At 61.4% G+C, this 19,841-nt stretch carries 24 protein-coding genes and 1 pseudogene; 14 read left to right on the top strand and 11 right to left on the bottom strand.

The genetic code is table 11. The features are described 5' to 3' along the window. Positions 1-120: 120 nt before the first annotated feature. The 5 genes from folK (at position 121) to AC30NL_RS07225 (ending at position 3,403) form a co-directional block, all read left to right on the top strand. Positions 121-624: a 2-amino-4-hydroxy-6-hydroxymethyldihydropteridine diphosphokinase gene (gene folK, locus AC30NL_RS07245; protein ID WP_489463336.1), complete on the top strand. Its 504-nt coding sequence runs from the start codon at positions 121-123 to the stop codon at positions 622-624. Next, positions 621-977 (top strand): DMT family protein, encoded by a 357-nt coding sequence (locus AC30NL_RS07240; protein ID WP_489463335.1) that lies wholly within the window; start codon positions 621-623, stop codon positions 975-977. Before folK ends, AC30NL_RS07240 begins: the two co-directional genes overlap by 4 nt. Next, positions 974-1,651 (top strand): deoxynucleoside kinase, encoded by a 678-nt coding sequence (locus AC30NL_RS07235; RefSeq protein WP_489463334.1) that lies wholly within the window; start codon positions 974-976, stop codon positions 1,649-1,651. Before AC30NL_RS07240 ends, AC30NL_RS07235 begins: the two co-directional genes overlap by 4 nt. A 71-nt stretch (positions 1,652-1,722) precedes the next feature. Further along, the gene (locus AC30NL_RS07230; RefSeq protein WP_489463333.1) at positions 1,723-2,370 is read left to right on the top strand and encodes a DUF47 domain-containing protein; all 648 of its coding nucleotides are present in this window, start codon (positions 1,723-1,725) and stop codon (positions 2,368-2,370) included. A 19-nt stretch (positions 2,371-2,389) separates the two neighbouring features. Further along, on the top strand, positions 2,390-3,403 hold the full coding sequence (locus AC30NL_RS07225; protein WP_489463332.1) for an inorganic phosphate transporter: 1,014 nt from the start codon (positions 2,390-2,392) through the stop codon (positions 3,401-3,403). Between the two features lie 172 nt (positions 3,404-3,575). Here the strand turns inward: AC30NL_RS07225 and AC30NL_RS07220 are convergent, their stop codons facing one another. Next, on the bottom strand, positions 3,576-4,013 hold the full coding sequence (locus AC30NL_RS07220) for an NINE protein (RefSeq protein ID WP_489463331.1): 438 nt from the start codon (positions 4,011-4,013) through the stop codon (positions 3,576-3,578). Then, the gene (locus AC30NL_RS07215; RefSeq protein WP_489463330.1) at positions 4,010-4,549 is read right to left on the bottom strand and encodes a GNAT family N-acetyltransferase; all 540 of its coding nucleotides are present in this window, start codon (positions 4,547-4,549) and stop codon (positions 4,010-4,012) included. The genes AC30NL_RS07220 and AC30NL_RS07215 overlap by 4 nt, the downstream gene beginning before the upstream one ends. Before the next feature lie 190 nt (positions 4,550-4,739). Here AC30NL_RS07215 and rpsP point away from each other — a divergent pair, with 190 nt between their 5' ends. From rpsP to AC30NL_RS07185, 6 genes are all read left to right on the top strand, one after another. Beyond that, complete coding sequence (gene rpsP / locus AC30NL_RS07210; RefSeq protein ID WP_489463329.1) at positions 4,740-4,988, top strand: 30S ribosomal protein S16; 249 nt, start codon at positions 4,740-4,742, stop codon at positions 4,986-4,988. A 29-nt stretch (positions 4,989-5,017) separates the two neighbouring features. Continuing rightward, positions 5,018-5,608, top strand: a complete 591-nt coding sequence (rimM, locus tag AC30NL_RS07205) for a ribosome maturation factor RimM (RefSeq protein ID WP_489463328.1) — start codon at positions 5,018-5,020, stop codon at positions 5,606-5,608. Positions 5,609-5,620: 12 nt separating this feature from the next. Continuing rightward, positions 5,621-6,373, top strand: coding sequence for a tRNA (guanosine(37)-N1)-methyltransferase TrmD (gene trmD, locus AC30NL_RS07200; protein ID WP_489463327.1), 753 nt, complete (start codon positions 5,621-5,623; stop codon positions 6,371-6,373). 103 nt (positions 6,374-6,476) lie between these two features. Further along, positions 6,477-6,830 carry a 50S ribosomal protein L19 gene (gene rplS / locus AC30NL_RS07195; RefSeq protein ID WP_489463337.1) on the top strand — a complete coding sequence of 118 codons (354 nt, stop codon included), beginning with the start codon at positions 6,477-6,479 and terminating at the stop codon, positions 6,828-6,830. A gap of 481 nt (positions 6,831-7,311) precedes the next feature. Further along, entirely contained in the window at positions 7,312-7,992 is a 681-nt protein-coding gene (locus AC30NL_RS07190; protein ID WP_489463326.1) for a CoA pyrophosphatase, read from the top strand. A 59-nt stretch (positions 7,993-8,051) separates the two neighbouring features. Then, the gene (locus AC30NL_RS07185; RefSeq protein WP_489463325.1) at positions 8,052-9,038 is read left to right on the top strand and encodes a CobD/CbiB family protein; all 987 of its coding nucleotides are present in this window, start codon (positions 8,052-8,054) and stop codon (positions 9,036-9,038) included. Positions 9,039-9,050: 12 nt separating this feature from the next. Here AC30NL_RS07185 and rsgA read toward each other — a convergent pair whose 3' ends face one another. The 3 genes from rsgA to AC30NL_RS07170 are packed head-to-tail and all read right to left on the bottom strand — an operon-like array spanning position 9,051 to position 11,610. Continuing rightward, the gene (gene rsgA / locus AC30NL_RS07180; RefSeq protein WP_489463324.1) at positions 9,051-9,968 is read right to left on the bottom strand and encodes a ribosome small subunit-dependent GTPase A; all 918 of its coding nucleotides are present in this window, start codon (positions 9,966-9,968) and stop codon (positions 9,051-9,053) included. 21 nt (positions 9,969-9,989) lie between these two features. Beyond that, on the bottom strand, positions 9,990-10,322 hold the full coding sequence (locus AC30NL_RS07175) for a 4a-hydroxytetrahydrobiopterin dehydratase (protein WP_489463323.1): 333 nt from the start codon (positions 10,320-10,322) through the stop codon (positions 9,990-9,992). Between the two features lie 4 nt (positions 10,323-10,326). Continuing rightward, on the bottom strand, positions 10,327-11,610 hold the full coding sequence (locus AC30NL_RS07170; RefSeq protein ID WP_489463322.1) for a M48 family metallopeptidase: 1,284 nt from the start codon (positions 11,608-11,610) through the stop codon (positions 10,327-10,329). Positions 11,611-11,722: 112 nt separating this feature from the next. Here AC30NL_RS07170 and orn point away from each other — a divergent pair, with 112 nt between their 5' ends. Both orn and AC30NL_RS07160 read left to right on the top strand, forming a co-directional pair. Further along, a complete protein-coding gene (orn, locus tag AC30NL_RS07165; protein WP_489463321.1) occupies positions 11,723-12,283 on the top strand; it encodes an oligoribonuclease in 561 nt (186 codons plus the stop codon). 761 nt (positions 12,284-13,044) lie between these two features. Then, a complete protein-coding gene (locus AC30NL_RS07160; RefSeq protein ID WP_489463320.1) occupies positions 13,045-14,577 on the top strand; it encodes a DEAD/DEAH box helicase in 1,533 nt (510 codons plus the stop codon). Between the two features lie 350 nt (positions 14,578-14,927). Here AC30NL_RS07160 and AC30NL_RS07155 read toward each other — a convergent pair whose 3' ends face one another. The 6 genes and pseudogenes from AC30NL_RS07155 to AC30NL_RS07130 form a co-directional block, all read right to left on the bottom strand. Beyond that, positions 14,928-15,251, bottom strand: a complete 324-nt coding sequence (locus AC30NL_RS07155) for a BON domain-containing protein (RefSeq protein WP_489463319.1) — start codon at positions 15,249-15,251, stop codon at positions 14,928-14,930. Between the two features lie 517 nt (positions 15,252-15,768). Beyond that, entirely contained in the window at positions 15,769-16,383 is a 615-nt protein-coding gene (locus AC30NL_RS07150) for a hypothetical protein (RefSeq protein WP_489463318.1), read from the bottom strand. Continuing rightward, positions 16,380-16,763 carry a hypothetical protein gene (locus tag AC30NL_RS07145; RefSeq protein ID WP_489463317.1) on the bottom strand — a complete coding sequence of 128 codons (384 nt, stop codon included), beginning with the start codon at positions 16,761-16,763 and terminating at the stop codon, positions 16,380-16,382. The genes AC30NL_RS07150 and AC30NL_RS07145 overlap by 4 nt, the downstream gene beginning before the upstream one ends. Before the next feature lie 90 nt (positions 16,764-16,853). After that, on the bottom strand, positions 16,854-17,234 hold the full coding sequence (locus AC30NL_RS07140) for a hypothetical protein (protein WP_489463316.1): 381 nt from the start codon (positions 17,232-17,234) through the stop codon (positions 16,854-16,856). A gap of 62 nt (positions 17,235-17,296) precedes the next feature. Continuing rightward, positions 17,297-17,450: pseudogene (locus AC30NL_RS07135) on the bottom strand (DUF1328 domain-containing protein); the annotation flags it as partial. Positions 17,451-17,619: 169 nt separating this feature from the next. Next, positions 17,620-19,026 carry a CHASE3 domain-containing protein gene (locus AC30NL_RS07130; protein ID WP_489463315.1) on the bottom strand — a complete coding sequence of 469 codons (1,407 nt, stop codon included), beginning with the start codon at positions 19,024-19,026 and terminating at the stop codon, positions 17,620-17,622. A 38-nt stretch (positions 19,027-19,064) separates the two neighbouring features. Here AC30NL_RS07130 and AC30NL_RS07125 point away from each other — a divergent pair, with 38 nt between their 5' ends. After that, positions 19,065-19,697: a response regulator gene (locus tag AC30NL_RS07125; RefSeq protein WP_489463314.1), complete on the top strand. Its 633-nt coding sequence runs from the start codon at positions 19,065-19,067 to the stop codon at positions 19,695-19,697. The last annotated feature ends 144 nt before the right edge of the window (positions 19,698-19,841 follow it).

Genomic DNA, 19,841 nt, shown 5'->3' with positions numbered 1-19,841 from the left:
GCGCTCCGAGCGCCGTGTGGCGAGCCACACAAGCGAGGAGCAACGCCGCAGCGCGCCCGCCCTGCGCCCCCAAAACGGGAAATTGTTTTGGGCCATGTCCTAAGACCAGTCATACCGACGATGGGTGAACAGCACATCGACAATGGCGTGCTGACCTGCATTGGACTGGGTGCCAACCTGGGCGATGCCGGCGCGGTATTGCGTGCCGCGCAAGATGCTCTGGCGGCATTGCCGATGAGTTCGCTCGTCGCCGTGTCGCCGCTCTATCGAAGTGCGCCGATCGATGCGACCGGCCCCGACTACCTGAACGCCGTCGCCTTGCTCCGAACGACGCTCGACGCCTGTGTCTTGTTGCGTGAGCTGCAACGGATCGAATTCGACCATGGTCGTGAACGCAGCATCCGCAACGCGCCGCGCACGCTGGACCTTGACCTCTTGCTTTACGGTGCCGAGTCCATTGCCACGCCCCAACTCACGGTGCCGCACCCCCGAATGCACGAACGTGCCTTCGTTCTTCGGCCCCTGCTCGATGTCCTGCCTGCGGCATCGATTCCCGGACTGGGCGCTGCCGCTGGCTTCCTGCCCCGAGTCGCCAATCAGCGCATCACTCGAATGACCCCATGATTGCCTTGCCGATTTCTGTCCAGACCACGCTGCTGCTCGTCGCATCGAACGTCTTCATGACCTTCGCCTGGTACGGTCACCTCAAGAGTCTCAATGACAAGCCTTGGTTCATCGCCGCACTGGTGAGCTGGGGCATTGCCCTTTTCGAGTACCTGCTGCAGGTGCCGGGCAATCGCATCGGCTACGACGGCGGACTCACGCTCGCGCAGTTGAAAATCATGCAGGAGGTGATCACCCTTGCGGTGTTCGTGCCCTTCGCCATGGTCTTCATGAACCAGCCCTTCAAGACGGATTTCATCTGGGCGGGGCTGTGCCTTGTCGCAGCTGTCTACTTTGTCTTCCGCAGCGCATGACGAGCCTGCTCGATCGATTCGGCCACATCGCCATCGAAGGGCCAATTGGGGTGGGAAAGAGCTCGCTCGCCCGGCGGCTGGGCGAGCATCTTGGCGCCGATCTGCTGTTGGAGAAGGCGGAAGAGAATCCTTTCCTGGGGCGCTTCTACCGCGACCAGCGCGCCTATGCGTTCCAGACACAGTTGTTCTTTCTGTTCCAGCGTGTGAAGCAGATGCAGGACCTGGCCCAGCCCGGCATGTTCTCGCGCGGCATCGTCAGCGACTTCATCTTCGCCAAGGACGCACTGTTCGCGCGGCTGAATCTCGACGACGAGGAATACCGCCTCTACGCGCAGATCCATGCCCAAATGGAACAAGGCTTGCCCAAGCCCGGTCTCATCGTCTGGCTGCAGGCCGAGCCGACGACCTTGATCGAGCGCATTCGGCGGCGCGGTATCGCAATGGAGCAAAGCGTGTCAGAGGCCTACCTGACACGACTGTGCGACGCCTACATCGATCATTTTCGAAGCCATGAGGGTTCACCCGTTCTGACAGTCGTCACCGAAGACTTCAACCCAGTCGATCGACCCGAAGACTTCGAGCTGCTGCTGAATCGCCTCGCGAACCTCGAGGGGCGGCGAGGCGTGCTCGACTCTTCGGGGGCCGACTTGGGTGCCGAGGCGAAATCCGGGTGAACTACACTGCGCGGGTTTTACGATGACCGCGCGTCGCCCTGATGCGCATCGCGCGAGAGCGAGGAGATCTGATGCTGTTTGGCAAGCTGCTGCCGCGTGAAGGCAACTTCTTCGAGTTGTTCAATCAGCATGGCGCTTTTATCGTCGAAGGCGCCCGTGCCTTCATCCTGTTGATCCAGAACTACAGCGACCTGAGCCTTCGTGAGAAGTACACGCAGGACGTCGGCAACGCTGAGCGCCAGGCAGACCGCATCACTGCCGAGGTCAACCGGCTCTTGCACAAGACCTTCATCACGCCCATCGATCGCGAGCAGATCCACAGCCTGATCAATGCGATGGATGACATCCTCGACTTGCTTCAGGATGCGACCGAGACCATGTCGCTCTACGATGTGCGCTCGATGACCGAGGACATCATGCGACTCGGCGACCTAAGCGTGAAGTGCTGCGAACGCGTGCAGCATGCGGTGTCACTGTTGCCCAAGCTCAATGACCATGCCACTGCGGCCGCGGCAATCAAGACCTGCGAAGAAATCGACAAACTCGAATCCGACGCGGACCGCGTGATGCGCTCCGCCATGTCGCATTTGTTCCGCGAAGAGACGGACGTGCGTGAGTTGATCAAGCTCAAGGCCATCTACGAACAGCTCGAGTCGATTTCAGACCGATGCGAGGACGTTGCCAACCTCATCGAGGGCGTGGTCCTCGAGAATTCCTGAGCCGCAGCGTCCTTTCTATATGAACAACATCCAGGCTGCGTTCTGGGTCGTCGCGTTGCTGGTCGTGCTGGCAGTAGCGTTCGACTTCATGAATGGCTTTCACGACGCGGCGAACTCCATTGCTACGGTTGTCTCCACCGGCGTCTTGAAGCCGCAACAGGCCGTCGTGTTCGCGGCCTTCTTCAACGTCGTCGCCGTGTCCGTCTTCCAGCTGAAAGTCGCCGCCACCGTGGGCAAGGGCATCGTTTTGCCCGGAGTCGTAGATCATCACGTGGTGTTCGGCGCACTCGTCGGGGCGCTGGTGTGGAACATTGTGACATGGCTTTTCGGCATTCCGTCGAGCTCATCGCACGCGCTCATCGGCGGCATCGTCGGTGCCGTCCTGGCGAAAGCGGGGGCGAATTCACTCATCGCCGCCGGCATCTTGAAGACCGTGCTCTTCATCTTCCTGTCCCCCCTGCTCGGCTTCCTGCTCGGATCGATCCTGATGGTTATCGTCGCGAACTTATTCCGCCGATCCTCGCCGCTGCGTGTGGACAACTGGTTCCGGCGATTGCAGCTCGTCTCGGCAGGCCTCTACAGTCTCGGGCACGGCGGCAACGACGCGCAAAAGACCATCGGCATCATCTGGATGCTGCTGCTTGCCACCGGTTATGCCGCGGTGGGCGACAAATTGCCGCCGATGTGGGTCATCTGGGTCTGCTACGTGGCGATTGGCCTGGGCACGATGTTCGGCGGCTGGCGTATCGTCAAGACCATGGGCCAGAAGATCACCAAGCTCAAGCCAGTGGGCGGCTTTTGCGCTGAAACCGGAGGCGCCATCACGCTCTTCATCGCAACGGCGCTTGGCGTGCCGGTGTCGACCACTCACACCATTACCGGCGCGATTGTCGGCGTTGGTTCGACTCAGCGCGCGTCGGCGGTCCGCTGGGGCGTGGCGGGCAACATCGTGTGGGCGTGGATCTTCACGATCCCCGCTTCGGCTTTCGTCGCTGCAATCGCCTACTGGGTGGGTCTCGCGATCTTTGCCTGACTGAGACGCTGAGAGCATTTCGCTCATGCCCGCTCATCACGCCAAAGGCCCCTGCTCGTCGTTGCAAATACTCGCCATAGCACGAGCTATGTCTGCGCTTTGCGCCTATAGATCAGGCGTCTTTTGACGTGCTGCTCGGACACGCTCGAAATACTCTCAGCCTCTGAGCTGGTCACTGGCTCAGTTTGCGACCCTCTTCTATCTGGTGTTCGAAGAAGCGTTGGCCGCTGAAGGCGATGGTCGCCATCAGCACGCCAGCGCCGACCATCAGGGCGATGATCACGCCGATGATCACTGCCCAACTGCTCCTCGACGCCGGGCCTCGTGGGTTGAAGCAGGCATCCCACTTCTCATCGGGTGTGAGGCCATACACGATGGCCGTCAACATGGCGGCGGCAATGCTGCAGCCGATCAGCGGAATCAAGGCCCAGGATAGTCGGTCGTCCTGGCCGAACTGCTGCGCGCGCTCGATCCCGTACAGCCCGATGAAGGTCGGCAGCGGATATAGCCAGCCCCAGGCGTCGCGAAAGCCGTGCAGGTAGAAGCGATGCAGACCGACGCTTCCGGAAATGAGCGCGATCCATGTGGCGAGGGTCTTGGACTTCCTCATACTCGGTCCACTGGTGCGGTGCCGTCCGACAGGCCCAGGCCACGCTGCATCATCACCACGTCGAGCCATCGGTCGAATTTCCACCCGGCGGACTTGATGAGTCCGGTCTGCTCAAAGCCAAGGGTTCGATGCACGCCGATGGAGCCGGTGTTGGCGGAATCGCCGATGACGGCGAGCATCTGCCGGGCGCCACGAGCCTCGCATTGCGACAGCAGTTCGGCCAAAAGCACCTTGCCCACACCCCTAGCCTGGGCCTCCTTTGAGAGGTAGATGGAATCTTCGAGGCAGAACCGATAGGCCCTGCGTGGCCGGAAGTGGTTGGCGTAGGCGAAGCCCAGAACCTGGCCTTCGCACTCGGCCACCAGCCACGGCAAGCCTTTGCACAACACGTCGTCACGCCGACGGGTCATTTCGGTGAGGTCGGGGGCTTCGAGTTCGAAGGTGCCTGTGCCGTTCATCACGTTCCAAGCGTAGACGGTGGTGATAGCGGGCAAATCAGTGGAGGTGCTCGGGCGAATCAGCAGAGACGGGGGCATAGGAATGACCGTGGGATGATTCTGGAGTTTATAATGTTGGGTTTCGGTGACGGCCAACTCCATATGGAAGCGGCGTATCTACGACACCGAAGGTCGACGAAGTGGGGCAATGGTGCCGTACTCGTCATCGATCTGCTCGCCCTGAGTGTCTCCTGGTGCGGTGGATGTTTTCACAATTCAAGGAAACAACATGGTCGTGATTCGACTCGCACGCGGCGGCGCCAAGAAGCGTCCTTTCTTCAACATCGTCGTTGCTGACTCGCGCATTCGACGCGATGGACGCTTCATCGAGCGCGTAGGCTTCTACAACCCCGTGGCCGCCGGTGCCGAGCAGCCGCTGCGTGTGGCATTCGACCGCATCGCCTATTGGACAAGCCAAGGCGCCCAATTGTCGCCGACGGTCGATCGCCTGGTGGCGCAAGCCAAGGCTGCGGCCTGATCCTCGCGGATTCATCATCGGTGGTTTCGGTGTCGCAAGCCTTCGGGGATATCCCCGCCTGGCCTGACGACGCTGTCGAGGTCGGTCGCATTCTCGACGCCTGGGGCGTCAAGGGCTGGGTACGCATCCAGCCCTTTGCGGCCGATCCGCAGGCGCTGTTTTCTTCGCGGCGCTGGTTTTTGAAGCCGCCCGAGGGCAATGGCCCAAGGCGGCCTGCGGCCGCGGGCACGATTCCTTCGTTCCTCAAGATCTCCCAGGTCAAGCGCCACGGCGACGGTGTCGTGATGCTTGCGCAAGACATCGACAGCCGCGATGCTGCCGAGACGCTTCGAGGTGCCCGCATTTTCATTTCTCGCTCGAGTTTTCCAAGCGTCGATCCCGATGAGTTCTATTGGGTGGATCTCATCGGCCTGACTGTCGTGAACCTCCAGGGCGTAACGCTGGGGGCGGTGGTGGGTCTCGTCGACACTGGTCCGCACAGTGTCTTGCGCATCACTCCTCCTGGCGCAGACCCGAAAAGCGAAGCTGCTGAACGCTTGGTGCCCTTTGTCGGCGCCTACGTGACTGATGTGAGTCTTTCCGATCGGCGCATTACCGTCGATTGGGGGTTGGACTATTGATCGGAGGCTCAAGTGCGCTTCGATGTCATCACGCTCTTTCCGGAGTTGTTCACACCGCAGTTGACGCACGGAGTCACGCGCCGTGCTTTTGAGTCGGGGCAGGTCGGTGTTCACCTCTGGCAGTTGCGCGATTTCGCCGACGACAACTATCGCCGGGTTGACGACCGGCCCTACGGTGGTGGTCCGGGCATGGTGATGCTGGTCGAGCCGCTGCACCGAGCGCTTGCTGCTGTTCGGCGAGCCCGTGCAGATTCCGCACCTGTTGTTCATTTCACGCCCACAGGCCGCCGGATCGACCAGCAAGTCGTCACGGAATTCGCCGCCGGGCCCGGCGCGATCCTGCTGTGCGGGCGGTACGAGGGGATTGATCAGAGGTTTCTTGATCGTCACGTCGACATCGAGCTGAGTCTCGGCGATTTCGTGCTTTCAGGCGGTGAGTTGCCCGCGCTGGCCCTACTCGACGCAGTGGCTCGCCTTCAGGAGGGGGTGCTGGGCGATGCGCAGTCGCACCGGCAGGACAGTTTTTCCGACGGCCTGCTCGACTGTCCGCACTTCAGCCGGCCGGAGGTGCTAGCGAGTGGAGGCGATACCGAGGCAGTTCCGCCCGTCCTCCTATCGGGCCACCACGCCGACATCGCCTGTTGGCGACGCGAGCGCTCGCTCGAGCTGACGGCTCGGCGACGGCCCGATCTGATTGCCGCCGCCCGCGCCGCCGGAAAGCTCACGAAGGCTGATGAGAATTACCTGGCTGGCCTTCGGTTATAATCAAAAACTTTTCGATCCTCTGCCAAGCCTGAGCCCCTGGCTCGAGCCGACCTCGATGGGGTCATATTTCAATACTGCGTTGGCACGATCACACGGAGAAATCATGGACCTGATCCAAACCCTCGAGCAAGAAGAAATTGCTCGCTTGAACAAAACTATCCCGGCTTTCGCGCCCGGCGACACAGTCATCGTCAACGTGAACGTCGTCGAAGGCACCCGCAAGCGTGTGCAGGCCTATGAAGGCGTGGTGATCGCCAAGCGCAACCGCGGGCTGAACTCCAGCTTCATCGTTCGCAAGATATCCAGTGGTGAAGGCGTGGAACGTACGTTCCAGATCTATAGCCCGCTGATAGCCTCGATCGAAGTCAAGCGCCGCGGCGACGTCCGCCGCGCGAAGCTGTACTACCTGCGCAGCCGCTCCGGCAAGTCGGCTCGAATTAAAGAAAAGCTGGCATAGGGTATTCACTGCTGTGCAAAAAGCCGCCTCCCGAGGCGGCTTTTTGTTGTGCGCCCAGCATGGGCGCACAACTGCGGGTGCATGCCCCGCAGTACGTTGATCACGACGAATGAAATGAAGCGCAACTGCATGAGGCGGCCAAGTGTGGGAAGGAAGCCTGGAACGTAAATTGCCAGCCGATGGACAAGAACCAGATAGAAGCCGGTGCCAAGCAGGGCAGGTTGGCAATGAACCACAAAGCGCTCGTCGGCGCACAGCCGGCGAGAACGCGAAGAAAGGCTGTCCCAGGCGCGCCGCCATGCGACCACGACGGTGGAGAATTTGCGCCCCAAGGGCCGTGCTCGAACGCTTCGAGTTCGGCCCGTACCGCCTCGGCGCACGACCTCAACTTCTCGAACCGCCCGGTGCGGACCCGCATGCCGGGTGGTGTGGGAGGGGTCCCATCAGCGATGATCGACCCTACCCGATTGAGAATCCGCCGATGCCCCTGAGCTTCGATCCCGCCGCCCTGCCGGTCCTCAGCATTGATGACCACCTTCCCGCGATCTCGACATCGGAATTTACGGCCGATGCGTTGCGACGTCGATTCAAGGCACCGCCGAACTGGTCGCCGGAAATCAAGGTCGAGCATCTCTTCAGCGAGCGCGAGCTCACCCGTGCGTCGGTTCTCGTGCCGCTGGTGCAGCGCGACAACCAGACCACGGTCCTGCTGACACAGCGGACTGATCATCTCCACGATCACCCTGGCCAGATCAGCTTCCCTGGCGGGCGTGCCGAACCGGAAGACGTCGACGCTGTTGCCACAGCCATGCGTGAGGCCGAAGAAGAAATCGGCTTGCACGCTCGACACATCGAGGTGCTTGGCAGCCTGCCGACCTACACGACCGGTACCGGTTTTATCGTCACGCCGGTGGTTGCGCTGATCGAGCCGCCGTTCACGATCGAGGTCGACCCGTTCGAGGTGGCCGAAGTGTTCGAGGTCCCACTGGCCTTCCTTATGTCGCCCGCCAACCACCGTCGCCACGGCGTCGAATTCGGGGGCGCGTGGCGCGAATTTCTGTCCATGCCCTGGAGCGCTGACGAGGAGGCGGCGCGGCAGTACTTCATCTGGGGTGCCACGGCCGCGATGCTGAGAAACTTCTATCGCTTCCTCGCGGCCTGAACCTCTGCATTGCGAGGCGCACCACGCCCGGGAAAACGCCACCGTTATCATCGCGACGAATGAGCTTCTTCGCTGTCCTTTTCGCGTTGCTGATCGAGCAACTCAAGCCGCTGCCCCGGAGCAATCCGGTCCACGACACGTTGACTTTATGGATGCGCTGGACGGGCCGAAATTTCGATGCGGGCCGCCCGCACCATGCATGGGTGGTGTGGAGTGTGACGACCCTCGCGCCCGCACTCTTCGCATGGCTCGTCTACCTCGCGCTCGTGCATATGAGCGTCTTCCTTGGCCTCGCGTGGAACGTGGCGGTCCTGTATGTCACCCTCGGGTTCCGTCAGTTCAGCCATCACTTCACTGACATCCGCGATGCGCTCGAGCGTGGCGACGAAGACGAAGCGCGCCGCCTTCTGACAGAGTGGCGGCACCTCGATGCGAGCGAGCTGCCGCGAACCGAGTTGCTTCGCCACATCATCGAACACTCCCTGCTCGCTGCCCACCGCCATGTATTTGGTGTCTTCTTCTGGTTCGTCGTGTTGTCCACCGTCGGGCTTGGACCGGCCGGTGCCGTGCTCTATCGAATGGCCGAATTCGCGGGCCGCTACTGGGCCTACAAGAATCGGACGGTCGGTGAACCGATCAATGAGCGGCTCATGGCCTTGTCCCAGCGTCTTTTTGGCATCGTCGATCACCTGCCTGCGCGTCTCACCGCCTTCGGCTTTGCAGTCGTCGGCAACTTCGAGGAAGCGGTGAGTTGCTGGCGTCGCGATGCGGGACTCTGGAAGCATCCCAACGAAGGAATCATTCTTGCGGCAGCGGCGGGCGCCGTGGGCGTGCAGCTCGGCGGCAGCGCCGCTCCTGGCGTGACTCCCGATCGGTCGAAAACTTTCGACGGCGCGGGCTCCGGTGAGATGGATGCTGAAGGCTCGACGACCGGGGCCGTCCCGTTGCCTGGTCACTTGCGTAGCGTCGTGGGGCTGGTGTGGCGCTCGGTCGTGCTGTGGATGTTGCTTGTGGCGCTGTTGTCTCTCGCCAACATTCTCGGTTGAGATGGTCGCGGTTCACCATCGTGTCTGGCTCAGCTCCTGAAGGATCTCGCCGTAAATCCTGTGGCGTGATTCACTTATCTCGCCACGCTTCAGCGCCGTCCGGACTCCGCATCCAGGCTCGTGCTGATGCGTGCAGTTGTAGAAGCGGCACTGCGCGATGTGCTCGCGGAAATCGGGCATCAGATTCGGTAGATCCTGCGCCGTCACTTGTCTCAACCCGAATTCCTGGAAGCCTGGTGAATCGATCAGGCCGGTTGTGCGCTGTGCGTCAAGCCAGTACCACTGCGTGCTGGTCGTTGTGTGCTTACCCGAATTCAAGGCCTGCGAAATTTCGCCGACCTGCGCCTTGGCGTCGGGCGCCAAGAGATTGATGAGCGTGCTCTTGCACGCGCCGCTCGGGCCCAGCACCAGCGTTGTCTTGCCGGAGAGCATCGGTCCGACTTGGGCTCGCGCTTCTTCTGTACGGGCCTTTAGTGCGATTTCGACCACTTCGTAGCCCATGCGCGCATAAGACCGCAACCGCTCCCGCGCCTCAACGATTTGCGGCAAGTCGGCTTTGTTTAGTAACACCCGTGCCGCAATGCCGGCGCTCTCAGCGGCAATCAACGCTCGCGTCAATTGCGATTCGCTGAACACCGGCTGGCTTGCCACCATCACCAGAATCTGGTCAAGGTTGGCCGCGAAGGCTTTGGTCTTCCACTCGTCCTGGCGAAACAGCAAGTTGCGACGCGGCTCTATGTGCTCGATGACGCCTTCGTCGCCAGCGGGTTGCCAGTGCAAGCGGTCGCCCACCACGCACGCGCTCTTTTTCCCTCGCGGATGGCAGATCACACGCCGGCCCTCGGGTGTCTCCACGACGTAGTGCCGGCCGTAACCCGCAACGACCAAGCCGAAGTCGCGCCCGCCCTCGATTTCCGAGGCCTTGCTCACCGCAAGACCTTTATTACGCGATCAAGCGACAAAGGCCACCAGCGCATTGACCTTCGCTGCGCAGATGAAGTCGTTGATGGACACCCCGCCTACCGAATGAGTGTTGAAGCGCAGCACGCAGCGGTTGTAGCTGAGTGCAACATCAGGGTGATGGTCTTCGGTGTGGCAGATCCAAGCCGCGGCATTCATGAACGCCATCGTCTCGTAGAAGTTCTTGAAATTGAAGGTCTTCTCGATCGAGCCGTTGCTGTGGTGCCAGCCGTTGATTTCATTGAGATGGCGACGAATGTCTGATTCGCTCATCGGCGAACCGCCTTCGAGCGCTTGGCACTTGCTGTGAAGGAGATTAAGCATGATGTCACCCGGCTTGGTGAGATGGTATGAGTGGTAGGGCTGCCAGCCGCTCACCAGCTGGCGGGTGGGAATAGTAGAAGCGGACGTAGAGCGGGTCCGGTGTGAGCGTGGACGCATTGTCCTCGTGCAACTTTAGCAGTGCAGCGGCGAGGTCTCTCCCGTCGGCCTGCACGCAGGCGTAGGCATCAGCTTGGAACTCGTGTTTGCGCGAAAGCTGCGCAAAGATCGGCGAGATGAAGAAGCCGAATACCGGCACGGCAAGCAGAAAGAGCAGAAGTGCGACTGCGTCATTCGGTGCGGAGAGCGACGGGCGCACACCGAAAGCTGTGAAGAACCAAGCCTGCGCGGAGAACCACCCGAGCAACGCGAAACCTGCGAGGCTCATAGCGAACATCAACACGATGCGTTTTTTCACGTGCTTGTGCTTGAAGTGGCCGAGTTCGTGGGCTAGAACAGCCTCAACCTCGCCCGGCGTGAGCTTGCTGAGCAACGTATCGAAGAACACCACGCGCTTGGCGGCGCCAAAGCCGGTGAAATACGCGTTGGCATGTGCGGAGCGCTTGCTGCCGTCCATGACGAAAAGGCCCTTCGCTGCGAAGCCACACTTTTGCATCAGGGCCTTTACGCGCGCCTTGAGCGACTCGTCGGGCAGTGGTTCGAACTTATTGAAGAGCGGTGCGATCACGGTGGGGTAGAGCACGAGGATCAGCACGTTGAAGCCCATCCAGGCGCACCATGCCCACAGCCACCACATGCTGCCGGCACTGCCCATAAGCCAGAGGATCAGCGCGGCGATGGGCAGCCCGATGAGTGCGCCGACGAAGATGCCCTTGACTGCGTCGAGGAGGTAGAGCTTCCAGGTCAGCCGGTTAAAGCCGAAGCGCTGTTCGATGCGGAACGTGCTGTACAGATCGAAGGGCAGCTCGAGAAGGCCGCCGATGAGCGTGAAGGCAGCAAGCAGGGCAAGCTGGTAGGCCATGTTGCCCAGTCGCGGCTGCACGATGGTGAGCACCCACTGGTTCAGGGCATCGAGCCCCCCAAGCAAGGTCCAGGCGACGAGCACCGCGGCGGCGAAAGCCGTGCTCAAGAGGCTGAACCGGGTCTTGGCGAGCGTGTAGTCAGCTGCCTTCTGATGAGCGGCCAGCGAAATGATTTGCGAGAAGGCGCCGGGTACGGCGTCCCGATGCTCGGCGACGTGCCGCATCTGGCGTGTGGCGAGCCAGAACTTCACGAGAAGCGATGCAAGGAGTGCGCAGACGAAGGTCAGGGTGAGGGAAAACGAACTCATGCTGAAGTGTAGGTCGTGCGTGACGTTGTCGCAGTCGACGGCCAGCGATCACGGCGGAGGGTAAAGGGGCGCACTTGGCGGCCTGCGAGAATGAGCGTGAAGGAGAGAAAAGATGTTCGAGAGTTCACTGATTGCAAGCGACCAGAACCTGGTGTGGATCGACCTTGAGATGACGGGCTTGTACCCCGACCGTGATCGCATCATCGAGATTGCCGTGGTCGTCACTGATCCGCAATTGACAGTGCGCATCGAGGGGCCGGTGTTTGCAATCCATCAAAGCGACGCGACGCTGGATGGCATGGATGCCTGGAACAAGGGTACGCACGGCAAGAGTGGCCTGATCGATAGGGTGAAGGCGTCCATGACCGACGAAGCACAGGCCGAAACACTCGCGATCGACTTCATGAAGAAATACGTACCTTCAGGCAAGTCGCCGATGTGCGGCAACAGCATCTGTCAGGACCGGCGCTTTCTGGCGAACTACATGCCCAAGCTAGAAGCCTTCTTCCACTACCGAAACCTCGACGTGAGCACGCTCAAGGAGTTGGCGCGCCGATGGAAGCCAGGCATCATGGCGGGGTTCAAGAAGGCACAGGCTCATACGGCGCTGGCCGACATCCATGAATCGATCGACGAACTTGTCTACTACCGCGCTCATTTGCTGTCGGTCTGAGACAAGTCGTGCTGAGAGGCTGGGAGTATTCGAACGTGTCCGAGCAGCACGTCAAAAGGCGCCTGATCTAGGCGCAAAGCGCAGCCATAGCTTGGCTCTGGCGAGTCTTTGCAACGACGAGCAGGGGGCGTTTGGCGTGATGAGCGGGCATGATCGAAAAGCTCTCAGCCTCTGAGCCATCTTGCGGCCATGGCGGCTTGAGCTTGGGGCCTGCAGCACCACTGTCGACGACCAGTGGGCGAGTCCCGAGAGCAGTCCGAGTATTGTCAGCAAACTGCCACGCAAGGCGGGTTCCAAACGGACGCCGTGGTCGTTAGTCCTGCCGACACCCAAATGCCGGTCTTGCTCCCGTCGATCGCGGCGTGTCCCGAGTGATCGCCGCGCCCTGACTGCGCGCCAACATTCACACAGGAAATATACCTGCGTGCAAACCCTGGGGTTGCTACAATCGCTGCTTGCGCTGGATTTCCTGGTTGGGCGGCCAACAGTTTCCAGCGCTTTCGTTCATCCCCTCTGACCTCTTTCGATTCATCCCACGCTCTCCGTGCGGCCTGATTCGAGCTCCTGAAGCGGTAACACGCAACGCGCTAAAGCGGCAACGCAGCAGACGCACGGGCAATGGTTGGCGGCGATGCCGTCGCTTTGACTGTTCCCCCGAACGTTCTCCCAGCGACTTGACCAAGCAAGCCCTTTGATGGGTTTGCAGGTGCTTTTGCGCTCCGCAGAGTCGCGCGCGCAGCACCTTTCTGCGAAAGAAGAGCATGAGTTTCGATACCCTCGGCCTGCACGAAGCCCTCATCAAAGCCGTGACTGACTCCGGTTACGACACCCCTACCGAAGTCCAGGGCAAGGCGATTCCGCCGGCGCTTGCCGGACGCGACCTTATGGTCTCGTCGAGCACCGGCAGCGGTAAGACCGCGTCGTTCATCCTCCCCGCCCTGCAGCGCATCCTCGCTGCCCGTGGCGACAACACCAAGCGCCGTGAAAAGGGTGTGGTCTACGGCCCGCGCATCCTGGTGCTGACCCCCACCCGCGAACTTGCGATGCAGGTTGCAAAGGCAGCCGACACTTATGGCCGCCACGCGCAAGGCCTGCGCGTTGCCACCGTTGTCGGCGGAGTTCCGTATCCGGCGCAGATCAAGGCACTGCGTGGCCCGCTGGACATCCTCATTTCCACCCCCGGCCGTCTGCTCGACCACCTGCAGACCGGTAAAGCGGTGCTTGAGAACGTTGAAGTGCTGGTGCTCGACGAAGCTGACCGCATGCTCGACATGGGCTTCATCGAAGACATCCAGACCATTGCCGAACACGTGCCGCAATCTCGCCAGACGCTGATGTACAGCGCGACCTTCGCCGGCCACGTTGGCCGCCTCGCGCAAAGCCTCTTGAAGGACGCGGAGCGCATCGATGTGTCCTCGCATACCGACACACACGAAAACATCGAGCAGCGCCTGCATTGGGCGGACAACTCGACTCACAAGAATGCTCTGCTCGATCACATCCTGACCGAACGCGATATGGAGCAAGCTGTCGTCTTCACGAGCACGCAGCGTGATGCCGACTGGCTGGCCGATCGCTTGGCCGATATGGGGCATGCAGTGGCGTCTCTGCATGGTGGCATGCCGCAAGGCCGTCGCAACCGCGTGCTGCAAGGTCTTCGCACCAAGCATCTGCGAGTGCTGGTGGCCACCGATGTCGCAGCTCGCGGGATCGACGTGCCGAGCATCAGCCACGTAATCAACTACGGCCTTCCGATGAAGGCGGAAGACTACGTACACCGGATCGGTCGCACTGGCCGTGCGGGCCGCAACGGCTTGGCTGTGACGCTCGCCGAGCGCATGGACACGGGCATGATCCGGCGCATCCAGCAGTTCACGACGCAGAACATCCCGGTGGCAATTGTCTCGGGTCTCGAGCCCAAGAGCCCGGAGCCGAAGATTTTCGCGCCGCGCCCCGAAGCCAAGTTTGGTGGCAAGCAGTTTGGCCGTGGAAATGACTTCTCCAAGCGTCCGGGCAAGCCCTTCGCGCCCAGGCGCGATGCGGGTTTCGCACCGCGTCGTGACGAAGGCTTTGCACCCCGCCGCGACCAGGGATTCCCGCCGCGTCGAGACGAAGCTTTCGCGCCGCGTCGGGATCAGGTCTTCGTTCCGCGTGATGCGGCTGCACGTGGCCCGTTCGATCGCAAACCAGCAGAGCAAGGTGCATTTGCCGCGCGCAATGGCGGTGCCGGCAAGCCGGCTCCCCGCCCTGGCGGCAAACCAGGCTTCAAGCCGCAGCGCGGCTTCAGCCGCTAAGGCTAAGGCTAAGGAATGGTGGGCCTGCGCAAGCGGGCCTTTTTTTCGCCTGCATGCCGAGAGGGATTACAAGTAAGCGTGCACGTGTCCACCAAAAGTGGAGTGGACACGAGCATCCCAAAACCGATCCGCCGCGACCAATGGGCCCCGCCGAGACGTACATGAACGCGCCGTGGCGGCGGTGTGAATCCATTTTCGGTCTCAAAGAAGCGAGAGGTGATGCGTCAGCTCTCAAAAAATCAGCCGCATCTGCCTTACTGCGATTTCTGTCGATCGAATGCGCCCGCCAAAGACAAGTCGGGTCCGGCGCCGCGAAGAACGCCAGACCCGTCATCGATATCGTTTGTGCCTTACGGACGGATGGCGATCTCGTTCTTGACCGCCTTCACGCCGTTCACGTTGCGTGCAATGCTCTCGGCAGTGGTGCGCTCGGTCGGGTTCTTCGCGAAGCCTGAGAGCATCACGGTGCCATTAAGGGTTTCGACCTTGATGGCGCCAGCGTCGACATCCTTGTTGTCGATGAAGCGGGCCTTCACGGCCGTGGTGATCGCAGCGTCGTCGACATAGGCGCCCACCGTTTCCTGGCCACGGGTTACGGCGCAGCCTTGCAGGCTGACGAGCGCGACGGCGGAAGTGGCGGCGAGGATCGCGGCGAGAGTGGTGCGTGCAAACATGGCGTTCTCCTGTTGGATGATTTGAAAGTTACAGCGAAAAAGCGGGCGGTCTCAAATGGCTGTGTCAACCCCACCACCCGAGGGGCCGAGCCGGAAACGGTCATTCGTCCAGCAAATCCTCGGGGGTTAAAGCACCGTTGGCGAGATCGGCGCTTGGCGGCCTCGGTGGCCTCGGTGGCCTTGGGTACTTGCGCTCATGGCTTGGATTCCTCTGGTGCTCGTTGTCGAATCGCTCGCTGACGATTCGCGGGTGCACGACTCTCGCGTCGCCCCTCGATAACGCAACTCTAGGTGCGTGCCTTCTCGCGAACCATCGGAGCGCCGCCTCTCAACATGTAGGACGATGCCGCGTCGCCTGGTGCAGTGTTCCACGCTATGCGGAACTTAATAAGACCGATGGATTTGGCCGCGTGGCCAGGCGCAAAGCGCAGCGATACCCGTGGTATTGCGAGGATTTGCAACGACGTCACGGGGCCAAAGACGGGGTCTTATGTTCCGCATAGCGTGGAACACGGCACTAGATGTGCGCCTCCTCGGCCTCTGTCGCAGCGGTGGCCGTGTGCGCCGGCGCAGGCTGGCGATCCTCCTCGGACGCAGCCTTCGGCGCTTCCGGCGTGTGCGCCTGGGCAAACGAAGTGAAGGCACCCAGCATCGATTCCCAGGGCATCTGGGTAATGGCCCGGGAGATGATTTGCGAGAAGAGTCCGGCGAATAGTGCCGACTTGCCGAACCATCGCCATGGTTTGAGCCAGACGATCGTGCCGCCGATGACGAAGGCGCTGGCGAGCACGGTGATTGGGTGTTTGCGCGTGAGCGGCGCCACCGCGTCTCGCACCACGCTTTCGGTCAGCGTTGCTGCGGGGCGCAAGGGATGGTTCGACCACCATGCCGAAACCGCATCGATGACGACGCCTACCACGGGCATCCCCCGCAATCGATCGATCCGGGAGGGCGATGTTCCGCCTGCGCGTGCAGCTGCCGTTCGGCGACGCGCCTCGTGCCTTCCATCGCCTTGCGCCATATACAGCCGCAGGCGTTCGCGCGACTCGGCCAGGCGTTGCGCAGCCGACAGCGGCGCATCCTTCTTGTCTTCGGTATCTGCCTGTTGCGTCGCCGAAACCTGTGCGCTCATGATGCGGTCACGCTGCGAAGCATTGCCGCATCGGCGGCGAGCTGCTCGCGGATCGCCTTGAAACCGTGTTCTGCCGCTGGCGCCTTCGCCGCGAAATTGGCCCAGACCGCGAGCACAAGCGGTATGCCGGGTGCAACCACCAGCGCCCAAGGCGCATTCATGTTGTCAACTGGCACGACAGCCCAAAGCATTACCGATACGCCGGCGAGGACGACGGTCACAAAAATGCAAGCGAGAGACATTGCATGCAGTACAGCTCGCTTTTTCCATTGCGCGGTGACGGCGCCAACCTCTTCTGCGACCAGTTCCGAATATGCCTCGACATGCTCCGCGAGCAATTGCGGATCCGAGACGATGAGGCGAAACAGTGGATGGATCACGGCGTGCCTCCCGGTGGATCGAATTCGAATCGAAAAAGAGGGTTCACCGCGTCACGGTGGACCCTTCTGCGGCGAAAGCGCCAAAGCCGCTCAGTCGCGACTGCGGCTCAGTAGGGTCACCAATGCCATCAGCGCAGCGCCCGCGGCTGCAGCAATCAGGATGGACTTGACCGGCTCGTCCTTGATGTAGCCGACTGTCGCGTCCTGCGCACGCAAGGCACGCTCCTTGAGCTGGGACGAACTTTCTCGAACTGCGTCCGCGCTGCGGCGGGCGAGTTCCTCGGCCTTGGCGGCAACGCGATTGAGCACCGGGGCAGCTTGGTCTTTCACATCTTGTACCTTGTCAGAAAGGGAATCGAGCGCGTCATTGGTGACGCGCTGCGTGGTCTTTATCGCACTGTCGGCGCTTTGCGCAGCCTGGTCAGCGAGCATGTTGGAAGTCGGGCTGAATGGCTTGGTGGTAGCAATCATGATGGTTCCTTTCGGGTGAAGGGTTGAGCGCGAGTAACGGTGTGGCGCTGGCCACTACTGTTTTTTTTGATGAGTCCGAAGAGGAAGCTGGCCACCCGCAAGGATGGCAAAGATGAACAGGGTCTTCGCGATGCTCGTTGCGCTTGCATCAATGCCGCCGAATCCGAACAGGGCGGTGATCAGGGCAATGACGAAGAAGACGATGGCGTAGCGCATGCCCTGTGCCCCTCTTGGTTGGCGAGTGTTCGGCAGTGCCGTCGGTAGGCAACTTGTCGAATGCAATATCGACAGCTTACGGATGTCGGTTTTGTCGCGCTGTCGGCTGGATCAGCACGTCCTTGTAGGACGATGCCTCATGTGCCCGAACGGCCCGGCAGCTGGCGAGTCAGGCGGCCTGAGGGCTGGCCTCTTCCTTGGCTGTCACCGGCAGCGTTGCGCGAATACAGGTGCCTTTACCAGGCGTCGACTCGAGGCTGAACCGACCGCCGTCGGCCTCGACCCGATAGCGCATGCCCAGGAGCCCATGGGCCGACACGCGCCGCTTGCCGGTGTCGAAGCCCGCGCCGTCGTCGCTGACCGACACCTCGGCCATGCCGTCGACTTCGGTTAGTCGGACTTGGACGCGCCGGGCCTTTGCGTGCTTGGCGATGTTGGTGAATGCCTCCTGCACCAGGCGGTAGACGGTGAGTTCGACCGCCGGCTTGAGTGTCACATTGTCGAAATGGCAATCGACGTCGATGCCGGACCGCTCCGCGAACTCGCGCGACTGGATTTCCATCGCCGCCACCAGGCCGAGGTTGCTCAATGATGATGGCCGAAGGTCTTCAATGATCCGCCGCTTGAGCGCGATGCCATTGTTGAGGATCTCGCTCAGGTGGGTGAGTCGCTCGGTGGCCTCGGGCGAGGTGCCTCCCAGTCGCGATTTGATGCGCGCCGCATCGAGCTTGGCAGCAGTGAGCAAGGCGCCGAGTTCGTCGTGTAACTCGCGCGCGAGCCGGCTGCGTTCGTCTTCGCGCGCGGTCTGCAGATGCTGTGCGAGCTCGGTGAGTTGCTGGGCAAGCTCGGTGAGCTGCGCGGTGCGCCGCACGACCTCCTGCTCCAACTGGTCGCGTTCGGCTTCGATCGCCTCTTGCCGTTCGCGCCGATGCGCTTCGAGCGCTGCCGTCTGCCGCAGATACATGCCGAGAGCAAGCAGACTGATCGCGCCCATCGCGGCCACGCCGATGCGATTGAGCATCAGCGTTTCGAACACGTCCCTGCGGCCGGTGGCATCCTTGCGCATCTCTTCGGCAAGCAGCTGTTCCGAGATGCGGCGAATCTCCTCCATCTGCTCCTTGCCGATGTCGGTGAGTACGAAAGTGCGCCACGCATCGGACTTGCCTTCATCGAAAAGGCGCATGGTCTGGTCGAGTTCGGACAGCTTGCGCTGCAGCAGCATCTCGAGGCGGCTGACGGCTTTGGCCTGCGTCGGCGACTTGTCGTAGTAGCTGTGTAGCCACTTCAGGTCGCTTTCAATGTCGTGGGAAGCGTCGCGATAAGGATCCAGGTACTCGCGCCGAGCGGTCAGCAAATACCCGCGTTGGCCGGTCTCGGCGTCCACGATGCGCCGAGAAAGGTTCATCAGGTGGTTGCGCGCCGAGGCCATCGTGCCAAGCGCTTCCATCGCGCGGGTCGACTGGTAATAGGCCGCCTCGCTGATGAAGATGAGTGCGAGTGCCGCCAGCGCAGCGAGCGGAAAGACGAACGGACTCCGCTTGAAACGCAACAGGATGTTCAGGGGTTTGTCTTCCATCTAAACTCGCTCATTGCAGTACTGTGATTCACGAAGCCATGATCCGAGTAGCCATCGTTGACGACCATGCCATTGTGCGCGCCGGTCTGCGCCAATACTTTGCCGATCAGGTCGACCTCAAGGTCACTGGCGAGGCGTCCAACGGCAGGGAAGCGCTTGATCTTGTGCGCAAAGGCGAGGTCGACGTGCTCGTGATGGACTTGTCCATGCCCGACCAGAGTGGTGTCGATGCTCTCGCTGCTGTCAAGGCGCGTGCACCCGAATTGCCGGTGCTGATCCTGAGCGGATTTCCTGAAGAGCACTACGCCACCACGCTCTTGCGCCAAGGGGCAAGCGGCTACCTGAACAAGGAATGCGATCCTGAAGAGATCGTCAAGGCCATTCGCACGGTTCATCGTGGCCGCAAGTACATCACCGCGGGCGTGGCCGAACTGCTGGCCGATGGGCTTTCCGGCGCGGGCGACAAGCCGCCTCATGAGCAATTGTCCGAACGCGAGTTCCAGGTGTTCCTGCGGCTTGCCAAGGGCGAAACCATCGGCCACATGGCCGACAGCATGTCCTTGAGCGTAAAGACTGTGAGCACCTATCGCACCCGCGTGATGGAGAAGATGAAGCTCGAGTCCAACAGCGACCTCACCTACTACGCGCTGAAGAATGGGCTGATTCAATAGCGTCCCATAGCGGCATCCCTGGCTGCAGTCAGAGGCTGAGAGCATTTCGATCATGCCCGCTCATCACGCCAAAAGCCCCCTGCTCGTCGTTGCAAATGCTCGCCATAGCCAAGCTATGGCTGCGCTTTGCGCCTACATCAGGCG

Origin of the sequence: Rhizobacter sp. (genome assembly GCA_021153565.1) — a bacterium.
GTDB lineage: Bacteria > Pseudomonadota > Gammaproteobacteria > Burkholderiales > Burkholderiaceae_C > Albitalea.
Note: the sequence above shows the minus strand (reverse complement) of the source record. Positions and strands in the feature narration are given on the sequence as shown.

Excerpts from the sequence above, each read along its gene's own strand:
- folK (WP_489463336.1), top strand. The coding sequence starts at position 121 with ATGGGTGAACAGCACATCGACAATGGCGTGCTGACCTGCATTGGACTG.
- AC30NL_RS07240 (WP_489463335.1), top strand. The coding sequence starts at position 621 with ATGATTGCCTTGCCGATTTCTGTCCAGACCACGCTGCTGCTCGTCGCA.
- AC30NL_RS07235 (WP_489463334.1), top strand. The coding sequence starts at position 974 with ATGACGAGCCTGCTCGATCGATTCGGCCACATCGCCATCGAAGGGCCA.
- AC30NL_RS07230 (WP_489463333.1), top strand. The coding sequence starts at position 1,723 with ATGCTGTTTGGCAAGCTGCTGCCGCGTGAAGGCAACTTCTTCGAGTTG.
- AC30NL_RS07225 (WP_489463332.1), top strand. The coding sequence starts at position 2,390 with ATGAACAACATCCAGGCTGCGTTCTGGGTCGTCGCGTTGCTGGTCGTG.
- AC30NL_RS07220 (WP_489463331.1), bottom strand. The coding sequence starts at position 4,013 with ATGAGGAAGTCCAAGACCCTCGCCACATGGATCGCGCTCATTTCCGGA.
- AC30NL_RS07215 (WP_489463330.1), bottom strand. The coding sequence starts at position 4,549 with ATGCCCCCGTCTCTGCTGATTCGCCCGAGCACCTCCACTGATTTGCCC.
- rpsP (WP_489463329.1), top strand. The coding sequence starts at position 4,740 with ATGGTCGTGATTCGACTCGCACGCGGCGGCGCCAAGAAGCGTCCTTTC.
- rplS (WP_489463337.1), top strand. The coding sequence starts at position 6,477 with ATGGACCTGATCCAAACCCTCGAGCAAGAAGAAATTGCTCGCTTGAAC.
- AC30NL_RS07190 (WP_489463326.1), top strand. The coding sequence starts at position 7,312 with ATGCCCCTGAGCTTCGATCCCGCCGCCCTGCCGGTCCTCAGCATTGAT.
- AC30NL_RS07185 (WP_489463325.1), top strand. The coding sequence starts at position 8,052 with ATGAGCTTCTTCGCTGTCCTTTTCGCGTTGCTGATCGAGCAACTCAAG.
- AC30NL_RS07175 (WP_489463323.1), bottom strand. The coding sequence starts at position 10,322 with ATGCTTAATCTCCTTCACAGCAAGTGCCAAGCGCTCGAAGGCGGTTCG.
- AC30NL_RS07170 (WP_489463322.1), bottom strand. The coding sequence starts at position 11,610 with ATGAGTTCGTTTTCCCTCACCCTGACCTTCGTCTGCGCACTCCTTGCA.
- orn (WP_489463321.1), top strand. The coding sequence starts at position 11,723 with ATGTTCGAGAGTTCACTGATTGCAAGCGACCAGAACCTGGTGTGGATC.
- AC30NL_RS07160 (WP_489463320.1), top strand. The coding sequence starts at position 13,045 with ATGAGTTTCGATACCCTCGGCCTGCACGAAGCCCTCATCAAAGCCGTG.
- AC30NL_RS07155 (WP_489463319.1), bottom strand. The coding sequence starts at position 15,251 with ATGTTTGCACGCACCACTCTCGCCGCGATCCTCGCCGCCACTTCCGCC.
- AC30NL_RS07150 (WP_489463318.1), bottom strand. The coding sequence starts at position 16,383 with ATGAGCGCACAGGTTTCGGCGACGCAACAGGCAGATACCGAAGACAAG.
- AC30NL_RS07140 (WP_489463316.1), bottom strand. The coding sequence starts at position 17,234 with ATGATTGCTACCACCAAGCCATTCAGCCCGACTTCCAACATGCTCGCT.
- AC30NL_RS07130 (WP_489463315.1), bottom strand. The coding sequence starts at position 19,026 with ATGGAAGACAAACCCCTGAACATCCTGTTGCGTTTCAAGCGGAGTCCG.
- AC30NL_RS07125 (WP_489463314.1), top strand. The coding sequence starts at position 19,065 with ATGATCCGAGTAGCCATCGTTGACGACCATGCCATTGTGCGCGCCGGT.